The 3,563-nt window shown below is 70.1% G+C and carries 3 protein-coding genes; all 3 read right to left on the reverse strand.

Going from position 1 to position 3,563, the window contains the following annotated elements:
* Positions 1-1,049 (reverse strand): glycosyltransferase family 2 protein (locus EAO70_RS07875; protein ID WP_261992740.1); only part of this gene is annotated, 1,049 nt, incomplete at its 3' end.
* Between the two features lie 12 nt (positions 1,050-1,061).
* Positions 1,062-2,129 (reverse strand): NAD-dependent epimerase/dehydratase family protein, encoded by a 1,068-nt coding sequence (locus EAO70_RS07880; protein ID WP_148002291.1) that lies wholly within the window; start codon positions 2,127-2,129, stop codon positions 1,062-1,064.
* Positions 2,123-3,553: an aspartate aminotransferase family protein gene (locus EAO70_RS07885; protein ID WP_148002292.1), complete on the reverse strand. Its 1,431-nt coding sequence runs from the start codon at positions 3,551-3,553 to the stop codon at positions 2,123-2,125. The genes EAO70_RS07880 and EAO70_RS07885 overlap by 7 nt, the downstream gene beginning before the upstream one ends.
* Between the last annotated feature and the right edge of the window lie 10 nt (positions 3,554-3,563).

Below are 3,563 nucleotides of genomic sequence, written 5' to 3' on the forward strand. Positions count from 1 at the left end.
CCCGAAGCCCCCGCGGCCACCCCGGCAGCAGGCGCCGCGAGCTCCGGCCGGGGCTGCGGGTCGTACAGGTGCCGGAACCGCTTCGAGCAGAGCCACTGCACGCCCGCCACCCCGATCGCCGCGAACACCGTCAGGTTCACCAGGAAGTTGACGGCCACGAAGTACCCCAGGAAGATCCGCCCCCGGTGCCGCCGCACCTCCCGGTACATGTCCAGGTCGCCCCACACGCCGAGGACGAACAGGGCGAGCGGCAGCAGCGCCCACACCGCTCCCCACAGCGCCGGCGCGGCGAGCGCCGCCACCGTCAGGGGTGCGGCGAGGCTGGCCCCGGCGCGCGGGCCGGTGACGAAGCCGCCCTGGAGGTGCCGGCGGCCGAGGATGAGCGGGACCGCGAGCCGGGCCCGCGCGAAGACCTTGTCGAGGACGATCCGCACGGTGTCGTCGTGGTCGTGCCGGCCCCGTACCTCCAGGGAGCTGAGCACCGTGTACCGCTCCGAGATGCGGCGCCCGTAGTCCTGGTCCTCGGTGTGCCGCAGGATCGGGTTGAACGGTCCCACCTCGTCGAAGACCTGTCGGGGGATCGCCAGGATCGCGGTGTGGACGGTGTCGATGACCCCCTCGGACTTGAGCAGCAGGTAGTACTGCTGGAGCGAGCGGTACTCCTCGATCAGGCTGTCGCGGATGAGCGGCTCCGGCTCGTAGGTGCCGCAGATCGCCCCGTACCCCTGGCCGGAGCCGAGGAGTTCGACGGACTTGGCGACGGCCTCGGGGTGCATGGCGACGTCGGAGTCGAGGAAGACGAGGATCTCGCCCGAGGACAGTTCGGCGCCGAGGTTGCGGGCGACCGCGACCCCGCCGTTGACGCCGGTGGAGACCACCCGGGCGCCGGCCGCCGCGGCGATCGCGGCGGAGTCGTCGGTGGAGCAGTCGTCGACGACGATGACCTCGACGTTCGGGTACGTCTGGGCGAGGGCCGCCTCGACGCACAGGCCGATCGAGCGGCCGTAGTTGTAGTTGGGGACGATGACGGAGACCAGCGGAGCGGACATGATCGGGTTCTCCTAGAAAAGGACCTTGGCGAGGGAGAGGGCCCCCTGCCGCCACGGTTCGACACTGGTGACGCCCTCGCCCTTCTTCGCGGGGCGGGCTCCGGCGGGGAGCGCGGCGGCGGTGCGCTGCTGCTCGCGCCACCAGGCGAAGGTGCGCAGGATCGCGTCCTGGTTGGAGTGCTTCGGCCGGAAGCCGAGGACGTCCCGGGCCTTGTCGGTGGAGACGAAGCTGTCGTCGAGGAGCTTGTGCAGGAGGCGTCCGTAGACCGGGGAGAGCCCGGAGCGCTGGAGCAGGCTCAGCGCGGCGAGCGCCGGCCGCGCGGGCATCGACCGGACCCGCTTGCCGTGCCCCGCGGCGTCCAGGACGGCCTGGAAGTCCTCGCGGATCGTGCCGAACGAGGTGGCCCCGAGGTTGAAGGTGTCGTCGGCCGTCTCCGCGGGCGCGTCCATCGCGGTCACCACCGCGTCGACGAGGTCGTCCACGTCGAACATCTGGATGCGGACGTCGCCCCGGCCGAGGACCGGGAAGTTCCGGCCCTCCTCGGCCCACTCGAAGAGCATCGCGAACAGTCCCATCCGGCCCGGACCGAGGAAGGTCTTCGGCCGGAGGATCGGGACGCACATCTCGCGTCCCCGGAACCGCTCGGCGACCTCCTCGGCCTCCGCCTTCGCGGCGCTGTACGTGTCGACGGGCTCGCGCGGGTACTCCTCCGGCGTGGGCACCACCTTCGGCAGTCCGTACACGGCGGTCGAGGAGATGTGCACGACCCGGGGCACGGCGTTCGCCTCGGCGGCCGTCAGGACCGCCTCCGTCCCGCCGACGATCACCGAGCGGATCATGTCGGCCGGGTAGCTGGGCAGGGCGGCGGCGCAGTGCACGACCACGTCCGCGTCCGCCGTGACCCGCTTCATCGTCACCGCGTCCCGGACGTCGGAGACGGTGTGCGTCAGGTTCGCGTGCTCCGTCCGCGGGGCCCGCAGGTCCACGCAGTGCACCTGACGGCCGTCGGCGAGCAGCCGGTCGATCAGGGTCGAACCGAGCATGCCGGCACCACCGGTCACCACGATGTGCTCTACCACAGCGACGACACCTTCTCCTTGACGAAACGGGTGAGCAGACGGGGCAGACCCTGGGCGAGGGTCTTGTCGAGGCAGTCCAGGAAGAACTCGACCTCGTGCGGCTCGGTGACCAGCGAGGGGGCGACCATCAGCGGGTTCTCGCCGTTGAGCGTGTAGTACGTGTAGATCCCGTGGTCCCGGTAGAGGGCGTTGACCACCGACGAGGTGATGAGCTTGGTGCGGAAGCGCGGGTCCTTCGTCATCGCCCCCGGCACCAGCTTCGTCACCAGTTCCAGGATCTTCGGGCCCTTGTGCAGGAACACCCCGTGGAGCGCGCCGTGGCCGCGGACCTCGGCCACCACGTCCGGGTACTCCTTGGCGATCCGCTCCAGACCGGGCGCGAGGATCCGCTCGATGTCCCGGGCGCGGGCCGGATAGTCGTCCTCCACGGCCACGTTGACGGCCTCGATGGCGGTGACCGCCTCCTCGCCGAAGCCGTAGTAGGTCGTGGACGTCGACTGGAGGAGGGCGTCCGTGAGGTTGTCGTACGCCTTGCGGAAGATCGGCTCGCGGGCGACGAAGGCGGAGATGGAGGACTTGCCGCCGCCGAAGGACTTGGAGGTGGTGAGGATGTCGGGGACGAGACCCTCGTACCGCATGAAGTGGAAGAGGGTGCCCGTCTTGCCCCAGCCGGTGTAGATCTCGTCGAAGAGCAGCACGATCTTCTCGGCGGTGCACAACTCCCGCAGCCCGCGCAGGAACTCCTCCGAGCACTCGTTCATCGTCGACGCCGACAGCGGCTCGATGAGGATCGCGTACACGTCCGACTCGCCCGTGTCGGTGCGGAGTTCGGCGACCAGCGCACGGACCGACTCCAGGTCGCCGTACCGGAAGATCCCCACGCCGGGGATGCCGGGGAACTGGAAACCGGACTGGTTCTGGCCGGTCAGGCTGCCCGAGCCGAGCAGCTTGCCGTGGAAGGAGATGTCGGACCGCAGCACCCGGGAGCGCCGGCCGCCGTGGTACTTGTACGCCAGCTTGACCGCGCCCTCGACCGCCTCCGCACCGGAGTTGGGGAAGAACGACATGTTCAGGTCGCCGGGCAGCAGCTCCGCCAGGTTGTGGCCGAGGGCCGCGATGTACGGCGAGAAGTAGGTCTTGTGGACCTCCATGCTCTTCCGCTCCTGGAAGCGCTGCCGGGCGGCGAGGATCCGGGGGTGGTTGTGGCCGTGGTTGAGGACGCCGACGCCCCCGGTGAAGTCGAGGACGCGGCGGCCGTCGCGCTGGGTGATCCAGACGCCCTCGGCGCTCTCGACGAGCTCCTGGCCGAAGCCGAAGGAGGTCATCAGGGAGACCTGGCTCTTGTTGACGTGGTCCTTGTACAGGCCGTGGACCTGCTTCGTCGTCAGCGACTCGCAGTCGTCGACGGAGTACAGCGGGGGCATGGGTCAGTCC

The organism is Streptomyces sp. adm13(2018), assembly GCF_008042145.1.
In the GTDB taxonomy this organism is placed as follows: domain Bacteria; phylum Actinomycetota; class Actinomycetes; order Streptomycetales; family Streptomycetaceae; genus Streptomyces.